The organism is Paenibacillus sp. TY11, assembly GCF_059772165.1.
On the sequence record NZ_JCBAIQ010000002.1, the window covers coordinates 391,323 to 412,186 of the forward strand.

At 48.5% G+C, this 20,864-nt stretch carries 19 protein-coding genes; all 19 read right to left on the reverse strand.

All coding sequences use genetic code 11. The features are described 5' to 3' along the window. Window positions 1–6: 6 nt before the first annotated feature. On the reverse strand, window positions 7–459 hold the full coding sequence (locus AC6EJC_RS04025; RefSeq protein ID WP_444952839.1) for a cell division protein SepF: 453 nt from the start codon (window positions 457–459) through the stop codon (window positions 7–9). Next, complete coding sequence (locus AC6EJC_RS04030; RefSeq protein ID WP_444952840.1) at window positions 450–1,151, reverse strand: YggS family pyridoxal phosphate-dependent enzyme; 702 nt, start codon at window positions 1,149–1,151, stop codon at window positions 450–452. The genes AC6EJC_RS04025 and AC6EJC_RS04030 overlap by 10 nt, the downstream gene beginning before the upstream one ends. Window positions 1,152–1,159: 8 nt before the next feature. Then, window positions 1,160–2,044, reverse strand: coding sequence for a peptidoglycan editing factor PgeF (pgeF, locus tag AC6EJC_RS04035; protein WP_444952841.1), 885 nt, complete (start codon window positions 2,042–2,044; stop codon window positions 1,160–1,162). A gap of 80 nt (window positions 2,045–2,124) precedes the next feature. Beyond that, window positions 2,125–2,469: a YlmC/YmxH family sporulation protein gene (locus AC6EJC_RS04040; RefSeq protein ID WP_023989440.1), complete on the reverse strand. Its 345-nt coding sequence runs from the start codon at window positions 2,467–2,469 to the stop codon at window positions 2,125–2,127. Window positions 2,470–2,581: 112 nt separating this feature from the next. Then, window positions 2,582–3,364, reverse strand: coding sequence for an RNA polymerase sporulation sigma factor SigG (gene sigG, locus AC6EJC_RS04045; RefSeq protein ID WP_007431182.1), 783 nt, complete (start codon window positions 3,362–3,364; stop codon window positions 2,582–2,584). Window positions 3,365–3,460: 96 nt separating this feature from the next. After that, window positions 3,461–4,201 (reverse strand): RNA polymerase sporulation sigma factor SigE, encoded by a 741-nt coding sequence (gene sigE / locus AC6EJC_RS04050; protein ID WP_013311082.1) that lies wholly within the window; start codon window positions 4,199–4,201, stop codon window positions 3,461–3,463. A 106-nt stretch (window positions 4,202–4,307) separates the two neighbouring features. Next, window positions 4,308–5,294, reverse strand: coding sequence for a sigma-E processing peptidase SpoIIGA (spoIIGA, locus tag AC6EJC_RS04055; protein ID WP_444952842.1), 987 nt, complete (start codon window positions 5,292–5,294; stop codon window positions 4,308–4,310). 188 nt (window positions 5,295–5,482) lie between these two features. Beyond that, a complete protein-coding gene (gene ftsZ / locus AC6EJC_RS04060; RefSeq protein ID WP_444952843.1) occupies window positions 5,483–6,607 on the reverse strand; it encodes a cell division protein FtsZ in 1,125 nt (374 codons plus the stop codon). Window positions 6,608–6,674: 67 nt separating this feature from the next. Further along, window positions 6,675–7,946: a cell division protein FtsA gene (gene ftsA / locus AC6EJC_RS04065; protein WP_444952844.1), complete on the reverse strand. Its 1,272-nt coding sequence runs from the start codon at window positions 7,944–7,946 to the stop codon at window positions 6,675–6,677. Between the two features lie 199 nt (window positions 7,947–8,145). Further along, window positions 8,146–8,910, reverse strand: a complete 765-nt coding sequence (locus tag AC6EJC_RS04070) for a cell division protein FtsQ/DivIB (RefSeq protein ID WP_444952845.1) — start codon at window positions 8,908–8,910, stop codon at window positions 8,146–8,148. A 55-nt stretch (window positions 8,911–8,965) separates the two neighbouring features. Continuing rightward, window positions 8,966–10,249 carry a UDP-N-acetylglucosamine 1-carboxyvinyltransferase gene (gene murA, locus AC6EJC_RS04075; protein WP_498474145.1) on the reverse strand — a complete coding sequence of 428 codons (1,284 nt, stop codon included), beginning with the start codon at window positions 10,247–10,249 and terminating at the stop codon, window positions 8,966–8,968. A gap of 16 nt (window positions 10,250–10,265) precedes the next feature. After that, complete coding sequence (gene murB / locus AC6EJC_RS04080; RefSeq protein ID WP_444952847.1) at window positions 10,266–11,171, reverse strand: UDP-N-acetylmuramate dehydrogenase; 906 nt, start codon at window positions 11,169–11,171, stop codon at window positions 10,266–10,268. A gap of 146 nt (window positions 11,172–11,317) precedes the next feature. Further along, window positions 11,318–12,427: an undecaprenyldiphospho-muramoylpentapeptide beta-N-acetylglucosaminyltransferase gene (gene murG, locus AC6EJC_RS04085; protein WP_444952848.1), complete on the reverse strand. Its 1,110-nt coding sequence runs from the start codon at window positions 12,425–12,427 to the stop codon at window positions 11,318–11,320. A gap of 6 nt (window positions 12,428–12,433) precedes the next feature. Next, on the reverse strand, window positions 12,434–13,531 hold the full coding sequence (gene spoVE / locus AC6EJC_RS04090) for a stage V sporulation protein E (protein ID WP_444952849.1): 1,098 nt from the start codon (window positions 13,529–13,531) through the stop codon (window positions 12,434–12,436). A 49-nt stretch (window positions 13,532–13,580) separates the two neighbouring features. Continuing rightward, window positions 13,581–15,002 (reverse strand): UDP-N-acetylmuramoyl-L-alanine--D-glutamate ligase, encoded by a 1,422-nt coding sequence (gene murD, locus AC6EJC_RS04095; protein ID WP_444952850.1) that lies wholly within the window; start codon window positions 15,000–15,002, stop codon window positions 13,581–13,583. Between the two features lie 4 nt (window positions 15,003–15,006). Further along, a complete protein-coding gene (mraY, locus tag AC6EJC_RS04100; protein ID WP_444952851.1) occupies window positions 15,007–15,975 on the reverse strand; it encodes a phospho-N-acetylmuramoyl-pentapeptide-transferase in 969 nt (322 codons plus the stop codon). Between the two features lie 22 nt (window positions 15,976–15,997). Continuing rightward, window positions 15,998–17,401, reverse strand: a complete 1,404-nt coding sequence (locus AC6EJC_RS04105) for a UDP-N-acetylmuramoyl-tripeptide--D-alanyl-D-alanine ligase (RefSeq protein ID WP_444952883.1) — start codon at window positions 17,399–17,401, stop codon at window positions 15,998–16,000. Beyond that, entirely contained in the window at window positions 17,401–18,888 is a 1,488-nt protein-coding gene (locus tag AC6EJC_RS04110; protein WP_444952852.1) for a UDP-N-acetylmuramoyl-L-alanyl-D-glutamate--2,6-diaminopimelate ligase, read from the reverse strand. Before AC6EJC_RS04110 ends, AC6EJC_RS04105 begins: the two co-directional genes overlap by 1 nt. A gap of 55 nt (window positions 18,889–18,943) precedes the next feature. Further along, window positions 18,944–20,860 carry a stage V sporulation protein D gene (locus tag AC6EJC_RS04115; protein WP_444952853.1) on the reverse strand — a complete coding sequence of 639 codons (1,917 nt, stop codon included), beginning with the start codon at window positions 20,858–20,860 and terminating at the stop codon, window positions 18,944–18,946. Window positions 20,861–20,864 lie beyond the last annotated feature (4 nt).

A 20,864-nucleotide genomic window follows, 5' to 3' on the forward strand; every position in this document is an offset into this window, starting at 1 on the left:
AAAAGCTCACCTCATTCTGTTAAGTTCTTGTTCAGTGTCAGCCAGTATTTCCGTAATGGAGCCTTGAATTTCAACCGTATCCGGTGTACACAGAAAAATATTGTTACCGACCTTGGAAATACCACCACCCAGTGCATACACAGTACCACTCAAAAAATCAATAATGCGTAGCGCCTGATCCTTGCGAATTCGTTGCAAATTGACTACGACGGTGCGATGGGAACGAATGTGGTCGGCAATTTCCTGCGCTTCATCGTAAGAACGCGGCTCAAATAGGACAACTTTCACATTTTTCTGTGAATGGATGCTGACAACATTAGTGCCCTTCTGGTTCTTACGTTTATCAAAGCTTGGGGTTTCAATTTCTTGATCTTCCGGCGTATTCATAACCTCTCGCTCTATAACTTCCTCTTCTTCCTGAAGCCCCAGAAAGTTCATGAACTTATTCATTACGCCCAATGGAAATCCTCCTCTCGTCCGACCAGTACGGAACCAAGCCGCAGCCAGGTCGCTCCTTCTTCAACCGCCACTTCAAAATCATTGGACATCCCCATAGACAAGTGAACGATGGGTTCTCTGGTCAAGGCTTGTCCATTTAACGTATCACGCAATTCACGCAATCCCCAAAACACAGGTCGGGTTTTTTCCGGGTCTTCCTCATGAGGAGCCATCGTCATCAAGCCGATCACGTCCACATGTTCCAACTCGCGAATTTGCTCCAAGAAGGGGGCAACCGCCTCAGAGGATAAGCCATATTTCGAGATTTCCCCAGAAATATTGACTTGCACAAAAGCTTTGACTCGCAGTCCCAGAGCGGCTGCCTTCTTGTCCAATTCCTGAGCGAGCGATAAGCGGTCAAGCGAATGTATAAATTTAAATTTTCCAATCACATCTTTAACCTTATTCGTTTGGAGATGACCAATAAAATGCCACGTTCCCCGGTCACCCAACTTGCTCCATTTATCTGCAGCATCCTGCCAGCGATTTTCGCCCACATGCTCCAAACCACTGTCCAATACCGATGTCATTGTCGCCGCCGAAACATATTTCGTGACAGCGATCACATTTACTTCATCACGTGAACGTCCGCTACGGGCACAGGCCGCTTCTACACGGGCGTTCACTCCTTTAATTCGTTCCTCCAAAGACACGGGAGGACTCACCTCTCTTCCAGACCAATCCAGCTCGCCATTCTTCCTGTAACGCCGCCTTCCTTGCGATATGAAAAAAATAAATCGCTACGGCTACTCGTGCATAAGGTAGTAAGTTCGATATGGCTCGGCAATATTCCTGCTTTCATCATAATGTGTCGATTGCATTGTTTCAAGTCAAGTAGTGTTTTTCCATCGGTTAAAGGGAAATAAACAGAACCTTCCCATTTATCATTACCCGGGCAATCATGCTCCAAAACCCGAATTTGACTCATCACATGCTCATCTACCTCATATGATTCAGAACCAATGGAAGGACCGATAGCTGCTAGCAAATCAGACGGCTGAGATCCATATTCGTTCTGCATGGTCTGCACCATTTTCAATGCGATCTCCGCAACCGTACCCTTCCAGCCTGCATGCGCCAACCCAATCACATGGCGCACTGGATCACAAAAATATAATGGTACGCAGTCCGCGTAAAAGGATGTCAGCAAAATGCCAGGTATATTCGTCAATAGTCCATCTGTGTCCTGAAAAGCAGATGCACGATCCATAAAGCCTCGCCCGCGATCAGCAGCTTTCACGACAGCAACATGATTACCATGAACCTGCTCACCGCACGTCCATGCTTCAGCGGCAAAACCAAGCTGCTCAGCAATAAGCTGACGGTTGCGAATGACTTTCTCTGGGTCATCCCCTACATGAAACGCACAGTTCAGACTATCGTATGGCACTTCGCTAACACCGCCATGACGCCCTGTAAAACCCGCTGTCAAGCCCTGAACCTGCCGCTCCCAAGATTGAATATATAACAACTCCGGTACGGGACGTTCGCCATTTTCCATTGACGTAGTACCCGTAGCCCCGGTATTTACCACAAACGGTTCCATTAGTTCTCACCTCTACTGCCCAGTGTACCAAAAAGCCGCCGCCGTGTCTTCACAACACGTTAAAATACGTAACTGCAGACTCAGAAACCCCGTCGGTCACTCCGCTCCTGACGTTCGATATACAACTTTTCCTCCCCTTCACCCGGCGGCTCATGCAACCCTTCCAGTCGTACAAGCACAACATCCGAACCAATTTTCACAATGTTGCGCCAAGGAATAACCAACTCGCTTCCCCCTCCAAACCAGCCCATAAAACGGCTGCTGCCTGGAACCACAATGGCTTCAATTTTCCCCTGCCGTACGTCAATCTCCAAATCACTGATTTGTCCCAGACGTCGCCCATCTACAATGTTAATGACATCCTTTGTTTGAAACTCGGAAATTTTCATTGCTCTTACTGACGTTTCCGGTGCACTCACACGCATCACATCCTTTATTTTACTATATGAGCGGAAGAGCCCAAAAAATGCCCTGTAAACGCAAAAACGATCCGTACAGGATCGTTTTTATCGCTGAATCATTCAAGCATTCATTTCATTAGGATTTTACATGTTTTTGCATTTGCTGTATAGCCGACTTCTCTAATCTCGAAACCTGGGCTTGAGAGATACCGATTTCGTCGGCAACCTCCATTTGCGTCTTTCCTTCATAAAAACGCATAGACAATATCATCTTTTCACGCTGGCCCAGGCGATGCATCGCTTCCCGCAGAGCGATTTCCTCAATCCATGAGACGTCTTTATTTCTGTCATCACTGATCTGATCCATCACATAGATTGGGTCGCCCCCGTCGTGATATATCGGCTCGAACAGCGAAACCGGATCCTGAATCGCATCCAATGCGAACACAACATCTTCTTTAGGCACATTCAGCGCCTCTGAAATTTCAAAAATCGTTGGTTCCCGCGAGTTCAGATTCGTCAGACTGTCCCGCACCTGAAGCGCCTTATATGCAATATCCCGCAACGAACGGGACACACGGATCGGATTGTTATCCCGCAAATAACGGCGGATCTCTCCGATAATCATTGGCACCGCATAAGTGGAGAACTTTACGTTTTGCGAAAGGTCAAAATTATCAATCGCCTTCATCAGGCCGATGCATCCTACCTGAAACAAATCGTCCACAAACTCTCCCCGATTGTTAAAACGCTGAATCACACTCAGGACGAGCCGGAGATTGCCGTTGACCAATTTTTCTCTGGCTGATCGTTCATTATTTTGCTGAAGTGATGTGAACAGCTCGCGCATTTCTGCATTGGTTAATACCGGCAGTTTGGCGGTATCCACACCGCAAATTTCCACTTTATTTCGGGTCATCGTGTCTTACCTCCCAAGGAGCAACATTAATGTACATTATCTCCTGAGGGCATTTTTTTATTCGCCGTTTCCATCGCTTCCGGATATCCCCATGCATTATACCATTTTGTTGAATTCTTTTCGTAAGCGCTTTATAATTCGTTTTTCCAGACGCGAAATATACGATTGCGAGATACCCAACAGGTCAGCAACATCCTTCTGTGTCTTCTCTTCTCCGTCTTGTAAGCCGAAGCGCAGCTCCATAATCAAACGCTCTCGATCCGTCAACTTATCCAGCGCTTTATGCAATAATTTACGGTCTACCTGCTCCTCAATATTACGGTAAATGGTATCATTTTCCGTCCCCATCACATCGGAAAGTAGCAACTCGTTACCATCCCAATCAATATTCAGAGGCTCATCAAAAGAAACTTCTGTTCTCGTTTTGCTATTGCGACGCAAATACATCAAAATCTCATTTTCAATGCATCGAGAAGCATATGTGGCAAGTTTGATTTTCTTCTCCGGATCAAAAGTGTTAACCGCTTTGATTAGTCCAATAGCACCAATCGATACAAGATCCTCAATGTTGATTCCCGTATTCTCAAATTTACGGGCAATATATACGACCAACCGCAAATTTCTTTCGATTAGCATCGACCGTACTGCTGCATCTCCAGAAGAAAGTTTTCCAAGCAAATACTCTTCTTCGTCTCTCGTCAGCGGTGGGGGGAGCGCCTCGCTGCCGCCAATGTAATAAATTTCTTCACTTTTCAGCCCGAATAAAAATAAAATACGATAATATTGCAATTGTAACGCTAGCCTAATTTTCATCTTTAATTTCATCTGTTCCCGCATATCATTCTCCCCCTTTTGAAAATAGTGCAAATCTTGCTGTGCTCCGTCCATTTCACCAATGGATGTTTTTCGTCGCCTTCAAACGTCATTCTGTGTTCTTGCTCCATTATCCTGATTCTGTAAAATGCTCAGTAAAATGTGCCTCTCGCTTCTGGTTGGTATCAGCACTGTCCTCTTCGTGTGCCGTCACATCCGGGTGGATGATGGCGCGGTATTTGCCCTCTGCCGACAATGTCCCCCCGTCCAAGCCAATCAGCACTCGATGATGTACAAAATGAACCCCATTCATCACCACCTCTACCCGGTCTGGTTTAAGGGCGAGCATAAAAGAATGACTACGGTTAATTCCACGATAGGGGACGAGACGAACCCGATCCTGCCAGCTGAACGACTCATCCCCCAGCTCCATCACCAGTTGATCAGCATTACCCTCAGAACATTTTTGGAGCCAAGAGGCGGGCAAATACGATTCCCACAAGGCCGCCTCCATGACCATCACCGGGGTTCTGGTCAAAGGATCATGTAGTTGGTTGCCCGTATCCAACAAGCCTGTACACTCAATATGATCCTGCCCAATCCACACCTGCACTTGCCCTAGAAACCCACTCATCCTTTCTGTGCGCTGCTTTGAGGACTGCACAATACGAAAGAAAAGCATCACTCCGCCAAATGCGCATAAAATAAACCAGAATGCGATTTTCAATTCAAAGGACATTCCACCTGAAGCGGTATACCAGATGCCATTAAACAATTCCCCCGTATTTTGGAGAAAATAATGCATCCCCAAAATTCCACCTGCAGCTACAAAATTGATCATGTAAAAAGCACCCATTGTACGAAGATACTTTTGCATGCTGCCAAAACCAAAAGCCACCAGCAGCATAATGACCGATAATGCCAGTTTGATCAGAAACGTAAATAAAAAGGACAGCTCCGGCACAAACATCATGACCACGTACATTGCCCCGATCCCGGCTGAGGTCATCAACCGCCACCACACTGGACGGATTTTTCTCATCCAGGCGGTGACCATCAGCAGCACAGCATCAATGAACAAATTGGCCAAAAAAATCAAGTCGATATAAACAACCAAGGATTCACCCGCCCAGCGTTTGCAGGATAAGCTTAAGTATAGTAGTCATGCTGTTCAAAGTCTGTCTAACGGTGGGGACGGTGACCGACTAATTTTGTCGGAAAGAGGAAGAGTGCCGAAAGTGCGGGATGCAGAAAACAGAAAGAAGCCCGCATCTCCAGGGAGAATGCGGGCTATCTGAATTGAAACTAGTTATCGTTATTATTATTGCGCGAACGGTTACGTAAGAATGTAGGAATATCCAATTGATCACTGCTTTGAGTATTACCAAATGGACGCAAGTTAGGAGAGCCTTTTTCCGCCGATTCGGAAGCCGTCGGGTTGGCTGCCGGTTTACGTCCCGGTGCCGGTTGACTTGGCTTGCCTTCAAAGCCAGTCGCAATGACGGTAACCTTGATCTCTTCTTTCAAATCTTCGTCAATGATAGCACCAAAAATCATGTTAACTTCCGGATCGGAAGCCGATGTTACAATTTCAGCCGCCTCATTAACCTCGTACAGAGACAGATTGTTGCCGCCAGTGATGTTCATAATCACACCACGAGCACCTTCTATGGATGTCTCCAACAATGGGCTCATGATAGCCTTGCGTGCTGCTTCAGCCGCACGATTTTCACCAGTTGCTTCGCCAATTCCCATCAAAGCGGAGCCACGCTCCGTCATGATCGTCTTTACGTCAGCAAAGTCAAGGTTGATCAGACCCGGTACAGCGATCAAATCTGAAATACCTTGTACCGCCTGGCGCAGAACATTATCCGCTTCGCGGAACGCTTCCAACATCGGGGTTTTCTTGTCCACAATTTCAAGCAAGCGGTCATTCGGGATTACAATCAAGGTGTCTACCTTTTCTTTTAATCCCTCAATGCCAAGTTCTGCTTGATTGGAGCGCTTACGCCCTTCAAACGTGAATGGTCGTGTTACCACGCCTACAGTCAGCGCGCCGCATTCCTTGGCAATTTCAGCAATGACAGGGGCCGCCCCGGTTCCTGTACCGCCACCCATTCCCGCCGTTACGAATACCATATCCGCACCTTTGAGCGTATTCATAATGAGCTCACGCGACTCCTCAGCCGCTTTTTTACCCACATCCGGGTTAGCCCCGGCACCCAGACCGCGGGTCAGCTTATCGCCAATTTGAAGCTTATGCTCAGACTTCGCTAAATGAAGTGCCTGGGCATCTGTATTGACAGTAATGAACTCCACACCCTGAACACCATTTTCGATCATTCGGTTAACCGCATTGCTGCCGCCGCCTCCGACGCCGATCACTTTAATTTGAGCCAAGCTCTCCATTTCAAAATCAAATTCCAACATACTATTCCATCTCCCCCTCAATGTGCATGGATGGCCCGTCCATGATTGGCATAATTAGCAATGAACGTTATATAAATTCACTGAACATACTTTTTAAGCGTTCAATCAACCCCTGCTTTTGCTCGCCTTCCGCAACGGGACTGCTGCTTTTGGTTCGGTTAGTCGGCTTCTTGGTACTTCCGCCACTGTTGCTAACGCTAGTCGATCTTCCGCGATAGTAACGAATAGCATTATGCAAGATGCCAACTCCACTCGTGTAACCCGGATCCCTAACACCGATAAAATCAGGTACGGCGATCCTTACGGAAGCGGCCAGTTCGCTTTGTGCCACCTGAAGTACACCAGGCATGGAGACGGTGCCTCCGGTAAGTATATAACCTCCCGGAAGCTCTGTGTAACCCAAGCGTTTAACTTCCGCCTGAATAAGTTGAAAAATTTCCTGCACTCTCGGCTCAATAATAGCAGCCAAATCCTGCTGATTAAACTCCTTATCCACATTACTGCCGATACGGGTCACTTTAAAGACGACATCGGCTGCCGCATCATCATACCATGCGCAGCCGTATTTAAGCTTTACTTTTTCGGCTTGATCGGTAAGGGTTCTCAGTCCGTAGGCAATATCATTGGTTACAAATTCTCCACCAATCGGAAGTGTTGATGTGGCAACAATCGTTCCCTCCTGGAAAATGGCAACATTGGTAGAACCTGCACCAATATCCACCAACACCGAACCCATCACCTTTTCATCCTTCGAAAGAGACAATTGTCCGGCTCCAAGAGGCAGCAAGACCAGATCTTTAATCCTCAAGCCGGCTTTCTCAACGCAGCGCAACAGATTATGTATCGGGGTCTTGCCTCCAGTAACAATCGTAGCCTCTACTTCGAGACGAACTCCGATCATACCGCGAGGATCCTGAATCCCTTCAAGGCCATCCACGACATACTGCTTGGCTACCACGTCAATAATTTCTCTTTCCGGTGGTACGGCAATAACTTCAGCCGCCTTCAGTACACGCTCAATGTCCTCCTCACCGATTTCTCGGTCCTCGTTGGACACGGCTACTACGCCATGACTATTTTGCAGGCCAATATGGTTGCCTGAAATCCCCACATACACTTCTGTTATTTGAATACCAACCATGCGTTCTGCGTGATCCACGGCGTTACGGATTGATTGCACGGTTTGATCAATGTCTACAATTGCACCTTTGCGAATCCCTTCCGAGTCGGCAGATCCAACTCCAATAATATTAAAGGTTCCATTATTCATTTCCCCAATAATAGCCCGAACTTTGGATGTACCGATGTCCAAACTAACAATGATGTCATTGTTGCTCAAGTCTGTGGCACCTCCTGACTCCAAAATGAATTTCGTTCTTTAAACACACTCTGTACATATTCAACATACTCCATGCTTTCCCTCTTTTTTCTACAAATTTTTTAGAAGCCAATTTATGGTTGCAGTCACATAAAAATTTGAAGAAAAAAGAAGGAGGCAAGTCTATTACCCATAAAATCAATTCTAGCATTTTTTCAGATCACTGAGTAGTATCTTTTTCTTGGCTCTCTTCACTCGTATCCGGTTTAAATGGAACGTAGGAATCCGCCTCCAGCATTGTGATCAAACCTGGATCTTCTGTTTCTAGCACCTGATTCAAATAGCTGATTTTAGAGTCCAACAGAGAAACGGTTGTAATGACCTCAAACTGGGAACGTGTGTACATTTTTATGCGGTCCGGAAAAGAAGGAATCGGCGCGGGAATAATTTCCGAAATATCGGCTGTCCATTCCCCAGGAATGCGTGATAAAGCATCACACAGCTTCGCTTTGTACGGATCATCTGATTTCCATTTGGTCAAAATAGGCTTCTCAACGGCTATTCCGCTGTTCCCCACGCCTACGCTTGTCCCGTTCGCCAGAATAGCACGCAGGCTCCCGTCACTCTGCAACTCGTAAGCGACCGTAGCAAACTCTTTAATATGAATAGTAATAATACCTGGAAACTGCTTGTCCACTATGACTTGCTGAATCGACTGAATTTCCCGCAGCTTCTCAGAGATGTCGGATGAACTGACTCCGAAATACTGATCTCCGACAGCCAGACCGCTTCGATTAAGAAGCTGATCTCGGGTCGAAAATACATTACCATCAAAACGAATTTCAGAAACCCGACTCAACGAAGAACGGAAAAAGAGAACAGCGAGCAGTACAATAAACAACAAAATGAGAAGAATGGTAATCTTCCGGCTTGTTCTTTTTTTCGTTCTGTTCTTTTTAAGAACAGGTATTTGAGCATTTGGCATAGCTTCTCTCCACAAAAGCCTCTCGTCCCCCCGTTAACGGAGGGACATTAAGGCATTAATTTACGAAATCCAGCTGCTCCGGCACCGGAGACTGACGGCTCATTCGGGCACCCAGTCCTTGGAAAAGACGTTCGATCTGGTCATACCCTCTGTCAATGTGATGAACCTGCTCGACAATGGTACGTCCTTGAGCGGCTAGACCCGCTATGACCAGCGCAGCCCCTGCCCGCAGATCGGTAGCCTCTACCGTAGCCCCATACAGACGAGAAACTCCTCTTATAAAAGCAGCATTCGCATCGACCGTAATATCAGCACCCATTACATTTAGTTCATCCACATGTTTGAATCGGCTTTCGAAGACGGTCTCTTTCATGACACTGAAGCCGTCCGCCAAAGAAAGCAGAACCATGACCTGAGATTGCAAATCCGTCGGAAAAGACGGGTAAGGGGAGGTAACTATCCTCTCCACCGCTTTGGGACGGCTCATACAACTTACGGTCATTATATCATTCAAGATGCCAATTTGAACACCAGCCCGCCTGAGGACGTGAATCAGAGCAGACAAGTGGGAAGGATTGCAGTGTGTCAGCGACACACTTCCTTGTGTAGCTGCAGCTGCGATCATAACCGTTCCAGCTACTATACGGTCAGGAATGACCTCATACGTACACGGATTGAGGCGACTGACCCCCATGATTGTAATCGTGTCCGTTCCAGCACCGATAATGCGGGCTCCCATGGCATTCAGGAAGTTTTGAAGATCCTGAATCTCCGGTTCCCTCGCTGCATTGGTAATCGTTGTTCGTCCTTCAGCCAACGCGGCGGCCATCATAATATTTTCCGTTGCTCCTACGCTTGGGAAATCCATGTGGATGTCCGAGCCGATCAGCTTGCGGGCTCGAAACGTAATTTGCTCGTCTTTCTCCTCGATCTCTGCGCCAAGAGCTTTTAAGCCCTCCAGGTGAAGATCAATTTTGCGCTCGCCTATGGCGCAGCCTCCGGGCTGGTAAATGGAAACTTCTCCATATCTGGCGAGCAGCGGTCCCATCAGAAAGATAGATGAGCGCATTTGCTTCATCAAATCCTCCGGAATTTGGAACGTTCGGACGGACGACGTATCCACGTATACCGTTTCCTCTTCATGTCGGCATGTACAGCCGAGTCTTTCAAGGATGTGCAGCATGACCTTAATGTCTAAAAGATGAGGCACATTCCGAATTTCTACCTTTCCTTGTGCAAGCAAGCTTGCTGCAAGAATAGGTAGTGCCGCATTTTTTGCCCCATGGATACGTATGGTGCCTGACAGGGGACGGCCTCCCTCAATCACCAATTTGTCCAATGTATCACCTCCGAGTTTACCGCTCACCCACTACGAAAACCTCCGGAACTAGCTTGATGCCGGTTTGAGATGATATTGTACTTTGAATATGCTTCATTAGGGTAAGCACGTCCTCTGCTGTCGCTTGACCGGTATTTACAATGAAATTGGCATGCTGTACAGATACCTCAGCGCCTCCCGCCTTCAAGCCCTTGAGACCTGCGCTTTCAATAAGACGGGCTGCATAGTCTCCTGGCGGATTACGGAACACGCTTCCTGCACAAGCTAACTGCAGCGGCTGGGTCAGCCTACGGCGGTCTTTAAAAGCCGCAAGCGCTGCTGAAATTTCCTCGCGGTCGCCCCGCTTCATCCGAAACACTGCCTCTGTCACCATTCCACGTTGCTCATGCAGCACGGAGTGACGATAGCTGAAATGCATATTCTCGGCATCGTACACAACCAATTCCCCTGTATCCAGCACAATCTCAGCGGACTGGAATATTTGTGACACATCAGACCCATGGGCACCGGCGTTCATGTAGACAGCCCCACCGACCGATCCTGGGATACCGCCAGCAAATTCAAGGCCGGACAGGCCCTGCTTACTGGCCATAACACACAGTTTGACCAGTGAAACGCCTCCTCCAGCGACGATCCGTTCATCTTCAAAATGAACATAATCAAATCCTGGCCCCAGCTTGATCACAAGTCCCCGTATCCCTTTATCAGAGACGAGCATGTTGGAGCCCCGCCCCAACTGCATCCAGGGAATTCCGTGCTCGCTAGCCAGCTTCAAAATCTTCGCTAGTTGCTCTTTCGTATCCGGGATGACAAGAGCATCCGCAGGGCCTCCAATCTTCCATGTCGTATATTTGGACAGCGGCTCATGCTCCAGCACTTTTCCGATATCATGCTCCGCTAATAATGGCATCCATTGCTGCATTGTACTGAAACCTCCTTGTTGCTTGCCCCGCATGGTTATAAGGCTCTCACCTGACAACCGGCAGCCTGAGTGATGGTCACAATCTATAGGGTATCCTATGTAAATACCATCCGGTGTGTGACAACCGCCCAATTCTGCACTGCGGACTACCTTTTATGGGCAAGACGCTCCATTTCTTTTACTAAAATATGTGCTGAGTCAGGCTTGCCAAGCGCAGACGCCGACTCCGCCATGCGACTCCGCCGTGCCTCATCCTTCATAATTCCCGCTATGGATTGAAACAGGGCCGGACCACTTAGTTCCTTTTCTACGATCATGACGGAAGCGCCTGCCTTTTCAAGTGTATGAGCATTAGCCTCCTGATGGTTATTCGTCACATTAGGTGATGGAATCAGAATGGACGGAATGCCCAACGATGTAATCTCTGCCAAGAAGGACGCACCAGCGCGATTAACAATTAAAGAGGTACAAGCCAGCACCTCTGGCATATTGTGAATATAGGGAAGCACGTGTAGATGATTGGGCAATGAGCCGATCTGATTCCGTATGCTGTCCAACGTTTGCTCATAGTAAGATTCACCGGTCACATATACAAAATGGACGTCTTTCAGTTGCGAAAGTTGCGGAGCCATTGCAATCATGGCGTCATTAATGGCCTTCGCCCCTCTGCTGCCACCAACCACAAGGACGACCGAACTGTTCATTGGAACCCCGATGGTAGCAAATCCCCGATCCCGGTTAGCCAAACGAACTGTTGTAGCACGTGGGTTCCCGGTGTATAGTACATTTTTAGCTTTGGGGAAAGCACCTTCGGAGCCTTCAAAGCTAACAGCCACTGTATCCACATAGCGACTCAGAAATGCATTAGTCAACCCCGGAATTGCATTTTGCTCATGAATAATGCTGGGGATTCCCAACTTGGAAGCTGCATAAACGACAGGGCCGCATACATATCCCCCGGTGCCAATAACGATATCTGGCTTAAATTTCTTTAATAATGCTTTGGATCTGCGAACCCCTTTGAAAAAGCGCATGATCGTTTTTATATTTTCCACAGACAAGCTGCGACGAAATCCTGTGATATCAATAGCCTCAAATGGAATTTTTTCCTGAGGGACCAACTTGCTTTCGAGTCCTCGTTGACCGCCAATGTATAAAAATTCAGCGTCCGGATCAATCTCTTCGCACTGTCTGGCTACGGCCAGCGCCGGATAAATATGCCCTCCGGTACCGCCGCCGCTCAACACGACGCGCATAAACGTTCACCTCGCATAACGTGATAAATTTAGTAAAATGCCCAGAGCAGTTAGCATTAAGGTCAGAGAAGAACCTCCATAGCTGATTAAGGGCAGTGTTATTCCTGTTACCGGCATTAAGCCGATAACAACACCAATATTAATGACGACCTGTACGGCGACCATTCCGACAATGCCCACCGCAAGCAAACTGCCATAGGTATCCGGAATGGTAATAGCGACACGCATTCCTCTCCACACGAGAACCAAAAAGAGTCCCAGCACCGTCATTCCACCGATAAAGCCAAGCTCCTCCGCCAAAATGGAAAAAATAAAGTCCGTCTGCGGTTCAGGAACGTAGCTATATTTTTGCCGACTCATGCCGAGCCCCAAGCCCGCCAGTCCGCCAGGACCAATCGCATAAAGCGATTGAATAATTTGATAACCTGCACCAAGTGGATCGGACCAAGGGTCCAGAAAAGCGGTGATGCGCTGGAGTCGGTAAGGTGCAGCCGCAATCAGTGCAGCAAACCCTGCAGCCCCCGACAAGGCCAGCAGACCAAGATGCTTCATACGCGCGCCTGCCGTAAAGACGATGAGCATGGACGCCCCCATCATTACCGTGCCTGTGCCCAAATCGGGCTGGAGCATAATAAGCCCAAAGGCCAGTCCCATGAGTCCAAGCGGGGGCAACAGGCCGCGCGTAAAAGAGCTAATATCATAGTCAGGACGACTAAGCCATCGAGCGAGAAAAAGAATCATGCCCAGCTTCATAAACTCGGAAGGCTGAATGCCGAAAGAGCTAATACCGAGCCAGCTTCGTGCCCCGCCTCTTACTACACCAATGCCGGGAATTAATACGGCAACTAGTAGCGCCAGACAGAACAACAACACGACCTTGGCATATTTCTGCCAGATCCGATAGTCCGTTCGGGCAGTAAAGTACATCGCTACAAGACCGAGCCCCGCAAACAGCAATTGCCGCTTAACAAAATAGTAGGAGTCCCCGTACTCGTGAAAAGCGAGGACGGCGCCCGCGCTGTATACCATAACCATGCCGATGGCTAACAAGCTTACAATACAGACGAAAAGCCATATATCCGGCGCCGGACGAGATTGCTTCATCAGGAGGCCACCCCTTGCATAAAAGTAGGGGCTTATCCAACCCCCCTACTTACAATTTATGCGCCGCCTCTTTAAAAATACGTCCACGCTCTTCATAGGATCGGAACATATCCCAGCTTGCACAAGCGGGTGAGAGTAATACCACATCTCCCGTCTCAGCAAATTCAGCCGCCTTGTTCACAGCCTCCACGAGCGTAGCGGCGGCGTCCTCCCCATTATCGACGACCTTGACACGCTCTATTCCGGCCTGACGGGCCCGCTCTGCCAGCTTATGCCGTGTCTCACCCAAGAGCACAACGGCTTTCACACCTTCCTGCAAGGACGGTACGAGCTCTGCATAATCGGAGCCGCGATCTAATCCTCCGGCAATGAGTACAATGGGTTGCTTAAAGGAAGATAAGGCCATCATTGTCGCTTTCGAATTGGTTGCTTTGGAATTGTTGTAAAAAGCCACTCCAGCGTGTTTTACAACATATTCAAGCCGATGTTCTACGCCGCGAAAAGTACTTAATGGTTCCGCCAAATTCGCTGTTTCTGCGCCTGCAGCAATGGCGATTGCGCAAGCAGCAAGAGCATTTTCTACGTTAAAACGACCCGGAAGTCCAATCTCAGCTACGCCTATAATGGGATGCAGCACACCATTTCCATCGCGGTATACGATGCTACGTTCAATATCGTCCGTCACATCCGGTATGTATGGCGGGTCAGCGAACAACCCTTCCTGCAAACGTTCCGTCATCGAGAACGGAAGTAGCTTCGCTTTAATATAGGGTACAAGCTCCCGGCAGACGGGATCATCCCAGTTCACCACGGCAGTATCTGCCGCCGTTTGATTGGCAAATAGACGTGCCTTGGATGCAACGTAGTCCTCCATGCCTCCGTGGTAGTCCAAATGGGTCTCAGCTACATTGAGCAAGCAGGCCACAGCGGGCTTGAAATCCTTTGTTCCTTTTAACTGAAAGCTGCTCAGCTCCACAACCATCCACTCGTCCGACTTGGCGTCCACAGCCGCCTCACATAATGGCATACCGATATTACCAGCCACGATCGGATTCATGCCGGATGCCTCCAACAGCTTGCCCACCCAAGTGGTCGTGGTCGTCTTTCCGTTGGAGCCAGTAATTCCGATGATCGGAGCTTTACATAGATGGTAGGCGACCTCAACCTCGGTCACAACCTCAATGCCGAGCTCGACAGCTTTCTGTACGGGAGGGGCCGTATAAGGAATCCCTGGATTTTTGACAACCAGCTTCACTCCAGGGTGAATCAGCCCCTCCGGATGACCCCCGCATAAAACGGAAATTCCCAAAGCCTCTAATTCAGAAGCTTCGGGACATTGTTCCCTATCTTTTTTATCATTGACTGTCAGCTTGGCTCCGGCCTCGTGCAGCACCTTGGCAACTTGTACGCCGCTTTTGGCCAGACCGATAATGACGACTTCCTGATCTCGGTATGCGTCTGGATGGTTCATTTGTCTACAACCCCTTGTTGAGATAAAGTCCGAGTCCTGCCAGCAGCAGTCCTACAGCCCAGAATGTAATAACTACGCGCCATTCGGACCAGCCGGACAGCTCGAAATGATGATGAATCGGGCTCATTTTGAAAATACGCTTGCCACGTGTTTTAAAGGAAGCTACTTGCAAGACCACGGACAGCATTTCAATCACGAATACACCACCGATAATGATGAACAAAATTTCGCTTTTCGTAACGATGGCAATGGCACCTATGGCGCCGCCGATTCCCAGCGAGCCTGTGTCACCCATAAACACCTTGGCAGGATGAGCATTATATACGAGAAAGCCAAGCACAGCGCCAATCATGGCCGCTGAGCAAACCGCAGCCGGAAGCGAGGTTGCCTGAATCGCGACAATGGCATAAGCAGCGAAGGCAATCGCACTTGTACCGGACAGCAGCCCGTCCAGCCCATCCGTGAAATTGACAGCGTTGCTAATCGCCAGCATCATGATAATAATGAATGGATAATAGAACCAGCCGCCCCAATCAAATGACCATGACGTGCCCGGAATGCCGATCGCAGTGCTATGATCGTTGCTAAGCAGAAGCCAGCACATAATCGCGCCAAACAATAATTGCCCGAACAGCTTTTGACGCGCCGTCAGACCCAACGAGCGTTTGAATACAATTTTGATATAGTCGTCCAAAAAGCCGATTAGCCCAAAACCGAGCGTAGCAACCAGTAGAACGTAAAAGTCCGTATTTTTGATAGCTGAAAACTTAAGAAAGGTCAGCGTAAAAGCAACCAGGATCACGATACCGCCCATCGTAGGCGTACCTGTCTTTTTAAGATGGCTTTGTGGCCCGTCATCCCGGACCTGCTGGCCGAATTTCATTCGCCGCAGCAGCGGAATGAGCAGTGGAGCGGCAATGACCGCCAGTATAAACGATACGACGATCGTCAGCAGTAATAATTGAATATCCATGGGAGTCTCCCTCTCGTCAACATCAGTTCTGTAGCGGACCGTTTTTCAGCGCATCCACAATTTCTTCCAGTCGCATCCCTCTGGATGCCTTAACCAGCACAATATCATCGGCATGGAGATAAGCCTGCAAGTGCTGGATCAGCTTTTGCTTATCTGTATAAGCGTGTACGTTAGCAGTTGGCATCAACCCTTGCGCACCCTGCGCAATCGAAGTGCCTAACGCACCGTAGGTAAACAGTACCTCTAAGTTATGCTTTGCGGCAAAATGCCCAATTTCCTCATGGAATTGCTTTTCCTCAGGTCCCAGCTCCAGCATGTCACCAAGCACGGCGATTTTACGTCCACCCGTTTTATACGCAGACAACGTCTGAATTGCAGCCTTCATTGAAGCCGGACTGGCATTATAAGCATCGTTTAGCACGGTAAGTCCATTGGAACAGTTCACAACCTCAATGCGCATGCCCGTCAGCTTTAAAGACGACAACCCTTTACGTATATGGTCTGCATCAATATTGAAATGACGCGCTACCGCCAGCGCTGCCAAACCATTTACAACATTGTGCTGTCCAAGCAAGGGAAGCCGGAAAGCCTCTTTGCAGGATTGGGCTGTTAGGAATAAACTACCTTCTCCATCCGAAGTGATTTCAGTTGGATAATCATCATTGTCTGCAGATAACCCGAACGTAAACAATTTTAAGCCATCAGGCTTGACCGTTTCAGGCTCTGCCAGCACTTGTGGAAGTAGTGGTTCATCCCCGTTGTAGATCAGCAAACCACCGGGCTTAAGGCCACTTGTGATTTCCAACTTTGCACGAGCGATTTCCGCACGAGAACCAAGCTGCAGCAAGTGCGATTCGCCTATGTTGGTTATGACAGCTACATCTGGTTGGGCAATATTAGCCAGCAGACGGATCTCTCCGCGTCCGCTCATGCCCATCTCCAGAATGAGAATATCTGTATTCCGCGGCATGGACAGTACCGTTAAAGGCAAACCGATATGATTGTTATAATTCCCTTCGGTTTTGTGTACTTTAAAAGTCGTGCCCAGCACAGCGTTGACGATGTCTTTCGTCGTCGTCTTGCCGTTACTTCCCGTGATTCCGACGACAGAAACGCCGGTTTCACGCAAGTATGCAGCTGCTAGATGTTGAAGAGCTTCTAACGTATCCTCTACCTCAATGGCGTTCTCTGCCGGAGGCACTCCATGATCCTTTTGCCATAAAAATGCAGCTGCACCTGCCTCGCTTACGATCTGCTGCACATAATTATGCCCATCAAATCGTTCGCCCGCGAGTGGAACGAACAGTCCCTGGCTCTGCGGCCTGCGTGAATCTGTAAAAACGCCCTCGACCATCCGTTCGGCGTCCGCTTCTCCGTGAAGTGTTCCTCCACACATAGATGCAATCTGACCGATTGTTCTTTTCATCACTTGGATAAACCCCTTATCGCTTCTTTGGCTACGATGCGGTCATCGAATTCATGCACCGTTTTTCCGATCAACTGGTAAGTCTCATGACCTTTTCCCGCAATCAATACTACATCGTCAGGGCTTGCCATTTCAATAGCTTTATGAATTGCAGTTCTGCGATCCACGATCAGTTCGTATCGTTCTGCGGGTACACCTTCGTCAATCAGCCCTTGTTCAATGTCTTTCAAAATCACTTTCGGGTCCTCTGTTCGCGGATTGTCGGAAGTAATAAACGAATGATCGCTGTATCGCGCAGCAATTTTTCCCATCAACGAACGTTTCGTACGATCCCGGTCTCCACCGCATCCAAATACACACCATACTTTACCAACCGCGAATTCCTTCACGGTGCGAAGGACATTTTCCAATCCGTCCGGTGTATGGGCATAATCTACAATAACAGCAAAGGGCTGACCCGCATCTACAGGCTCTACCCGCCCATCTACGCCTGCGATAGATTCCAGACTCCGCTTGATATCCGCCAGCGAGATTCCTTCCAGCAAAGCAGCTGTAATGGCGGCCAGTGCGTTGTACACATTAAACTTGCCTACCATTCGAAGCTCAACATCCGTATTTCCTTTAAAGGTGGACACATGGAAAGAGGTTCCCTTGGCACCTATAGTGATACGAGATGCCTGCACATCCGACTCCTTTTCCACGCCGTATGTAATCACTTGGGCGGCAGTCTGAGCTTGCAAATAGGAAGAGGCCGGATCGTCTGCATTCAGAACAGCATATTTACTGTCTGATGCATCCCGCGAGAAAGCATTTCCCAATCTGGAAAACAAAAGTCCTTTTGCAGCACGGTACTCCTCCATTGTATTGTGGTAATCCAGGTGATCCTGTGTCAGGTTTGTAAATATAGCGGTGCGAAAATCAGTTCCTTTGACTCGGCCCTGCTCCAACGCATGTGACGATACTTCCATGACACAGCATTGAACCCCCTGCTCTGCCATATTCCCGAGATAACGTTGCAGTTCTACCGCTTCGGGCGTAGTGCCGGACATAGGGTAAGACTGACCACCATAACGCATTTGAATCGTACCAATCAGTCCAGTGTTCACCCCGGCATCCTTCATGATTTTTTCAATCAGGTAAGTTATCGTTGTTTTACCGTTGGTTCCGGTTATGCCGATCATGCGCATGCGGCGGCTCGGTGAATCAAACATATAATCCGCCAAAACCGCCATGGCATGTCGCGCATCCTTAACTACAAGCTGTGGAACAGATACATCCAGTTCCCGTTCTACGACCAAAGCCGCCGCCCCGGACGCAACTGCCTGCCCGGCATAGTCATGTCCGTCCACTGTAAAACCGGGCAAGCACAGAAACAAGTCTCCCTGCTGCACCCGACGTGAATCCGCCCCGATTCCTCGGCAATCCACTGTACCGTCACCCACCACACGGGAGACGGCCAGCAGTGAAGCCAATTGTTGAAGCTGCATCTTTCATTCCTCCATTGCTCTCTCGTTATTCATAGTATGGTATAAAAAGAACCTATCAATCCCCCATATATATACGGATCGTTGATCCCCGCTCCAACCGGGAGCCCGGCTTCGGTGCCTGACTGACAACCGTCTTGCCTGACCCTGATTTCACGAGCATAAAGTTCATATTCATATCTTCGTACAAATCAGCTACAGTGGCACCTACCAGATCAGGTACCGTTTCGATCGGATTTTCTCCGTACTTGTACTCTTTGGCAATTTGATTGGTGCGAGGTGGTATTTTCAAGGCAATCAGCGCATCCTTTAAAATGTTCTGCACGATTGGCGCAGCAACCACCCCGCCGAATTGAATGCCCTTCGGGTTATCCACAGCGGTATAGACGACGATTTGCGGATCATCCGCCGGGGCAAAACCAATAAAGGATACAATATGCTCCGAGGAAGAATAACGTCCGTTAATCACCTTTTGTGCTGTACCCGTTTTACCTCCCACCCGGTAACCCTCAATAAAAGCAGGACGACCTGTGCCTTTAGCAACGACGCTCTCCAGCGCTTCCCTTACCTGTCGGGAGGTGTCCTCTGAAACAACTCTACGTACCAGTTCAGGCTCTACTTTTTCCAGCACTTTTCCGGTTCCCGGTTGAACCCAACCTTTTGTAATGTGAGGCTTATAAAGATTTCCACCATTGATTGCTGCCGATACAGCCGTGACCTGCTGAATCGGAGTGACAGATACCCCTTGACCAAAGGCGGTTGTCGCCAGCTCTACAGGCCCGACCTGAGGTAGTTTGAACAAAATGCCGTTACCCTCACCAATCATGTCGATTCCTGTTTTGCTACCGAAACCGAAATTGCGAATGTACTTGAACAGTGTTTCTTTCCCTAGACGTTGCCCCAATGTTACAAAACCAGGGTTGCAAGAATTTTCCACCACTTGAAGGAAAGTCTGGCTGCCATGACCGCCTTTTTTCCAGCAACGCAGGCGTGCTCCTCCGACTTCAATATATCCTGGATCAAAAAAACGGTCATTTTTGAGATTGACCTTCTTTTCTTCCAAGGCAGCGGCCAGTGTAATAATTTTAAAAGTAGACCCAGGTTCATATGTCATCCAGATTGGCAGATTTCGATTATAAATTTCAGGCGCATATTGCTTGTATAGCGCTGGCTCATAGCTTGGTCGTCCAGCCATGCCTAAAATTTCACCCGTCTTGGGGTTCATAGCAATAGACAGCGCAGACTTCGCCTGAAACTTGACCATGGCTTGGTCAAGCTCCCGTTCCATAATGGATTGCACAGACTTATCAATGGTTAATTGTAAATTCAGTCCATCCTTCGGCTCAATGTATTTTTCAGAAGAACCAGGCATCAGACGGCCACCTGCATCTGATAAATACGCAATGCTTCCGTCGATCCCCCGAAGTTTACTGTTTTGCTGCTTTTCTACGCCTGTCAGCCCTTGATTATCAATTCCTGTAAACCCAAGAATATGAGCCGCTAGATCACCATAAGGATAATAACGTTTGTTGTCTTCAGCAACAACGATACCCGGCAGCTTCAAATCACGAATTTGCTGCGCTTTCTCCATCGTAATTTTTCGTCCGCCGGGCTGAAGTTTTTGGCTTGCTGTTCGTTTGGTAATCAGCTTGAGCACTTTATCCTCACTCATATCCAGCAAGGGCGCCAGTCTGCGTGCCGTTTCTTCCGGCTCCTTAATTTGAACTGGTATCGCCATGACTGTCGGCGAACTGACATTATAGGTCAGCGCGGTGCCCTGCCGATCTAAAATTTCGCCACGCTTGGCGGCAAAAGGAATATTGCGGCGCCACGAATCCTCAGCCTTGGCCGAGAGCTCGCCTCCTTTACCCAATTGAACATAGGCGAGCCGGATCGACAAGGCCGCAAACAATACAAATAATCCCAATAGCCCCCATACCAGCCTACGCCGCATGGTCACGTTAGATTTTTTCAAACGC